The organism is Kineococcus indalonis (assembly GCF_009906395.1).
Classification (GTDB): domain Bacteria; phylum Actinomycetota; class Actinomycetes; order Actinomycetales; family Kineococcaceae; genus Kineococcus; species Kineococcus indalonis.
Genome location: NZ_JAAALM010000737.1, coordinates 1 through 1,461, shown reverse-complemented (window position 1 = coordinate 1,461; position 1,461 = coordinate 1). Strand labels below are relative to the sequence as shown.

The following is a 1,461-nucleotide window of genomic DNA, read 5'->3' as shown; positions in this document are numbered from 1 at the left end:
GGGTCGGGGTGGGCCAGGCGCAGGCCGCGGTCGTCGGTGACCACGACGAAGGCGGCGCCGGTGCGGGCGCGCACGGCCTCGGCCTCGCGCTGCAGCTCCCCGGCGGCCAGGGCGGCGCGCTCGGGCGGCGGGGCGTCGCTGGCGGCGGTGGCGGCCGCGCGCACCTCGTCGTCCTCGGCGACGGCGCGGGCCACGTCCAGGCTGCGGGCGCGCGCCTCGGACTCCACCTGGCGCTGCAGGAGCACGGCGCCGCCGGCGGAGGAGACGACGAGGACGACGGTGACGAGCAGCAGCACCACGGCGAGCGCCTGGTGGGTGAAGGACCACCGGCGCGGGTCCAGCCGACCGGCGCTGCCTGCCACCGCTCCCCCGTCCCGCTCGCCGTGCGCGCGCGGCGCAGCGGTGCGCCGGCGTGCGGACCCCCACGGTAGTGCGGCCCGGCCCGCCCGCCGGGCGCGGGGTGAGCAGAACGCGCACAACCCGCGCAACGAGGAGAACGCGGTGCAGTGCGCGCAACCCCGACCCGCCGCCGCGCCCGCCCTAGCGTGGCGCAGGTCACCACCGGGGGTGCGCAGGCGCCGCCGGACGGACGTCCCCCCACGAGACGGAGCAACGATGCTTGTCGCCCTCGGCTTCGGCATGGTCGCCGTGTTCATGGCGCTCATCCTCACCAAGCGGCTCACCCCGGTGGTCGCGCTGATCCTCGTCCCGCTCGCCTTCGCCGTCGCCGCCGGCGCCGGCGCGGGCATCGGCGAGGACGTCATGGACCAGGTGGGCGAGTTCGCCCCCACGGCCGCCCTGCTGTTCTTCGCGATCATCTACTTCGGGCTGATGATCGACGTGGGCCTGTTCGACCCGCTGATCCGGGTGATCCTGCGCCTGTGCGGCGACAGCCCGGTGCGCGTGGTCGTGGGCAGCGCGCTGCTGGCCGCGGTCGTCTCCCTGGACGGGGACGGCTCCACCACGTTCATCATCACCGTCTCGGCGATGCTGCCGCTGTACCTGCGCCTGGGGCTGAGCCCGGTGGTGCTCACCGTGGTGGCGAACCTCTCCGCGGGCGTCATGAACATCATCCCGTGGGGCGGGCCGACGGTGCGGGCGGCGACCGCGCTGAGCGTGTCGCCCTCGGAGCTGTTCAACCCGATGGTGCCCAGCATGGTCGCCGGCCTGGTGTGCGTGTTCGCCATGGCCTGGCTGCTGGGCCTGGGCGAGAAGCGCCGCCTGGCCAAGCGGGGCATCGAACTGGCGCAGTTCCACACCCGCGAGCTCGCCACCGTGAGCGCGGGTTCTCCGGGTTCTCCGGGTTCCACGGGTTTCAAGGGTTCTCCCGGTTCCGCGGGGTCCTCGGGTTCCGCGGGGTCCGCGGCCGCGGGTGCGCGCCCGGCGCCCGGGGGCACCGGCGCCCTGCCCGCCGGCGGCGCGGACGGCGACGGGGACGGGCTCACCTCCGGTGCGCTGGAC

At 75.9% G+C, this 1,461-nt stretch carries 1 protein-coding gene and 1 pseudogene; one reads left to right on the top strand and one right to left on the bottom strand.

Annotated elements, in window-relative coordinates:
* Positions 1–362, bottom strand: a pseudogene (locus tag GTR00_RS26110) (sensor histidine kinase); the annotation flags it as partial.
* Between the two features lie 253 nt (positions 363–615).
* Between GTR00_RS26110 and GTR00_RS20705 the strand changes: the two are divergent.
* Positions 616–1,461, top strand: an 846-nt coding sequence (locus tag GTR00_RS20705) for an SLC13 family permease (RefSeq protein ID WP_276610384.1), incomplete at its 3' end; no start/stop codon positions are given.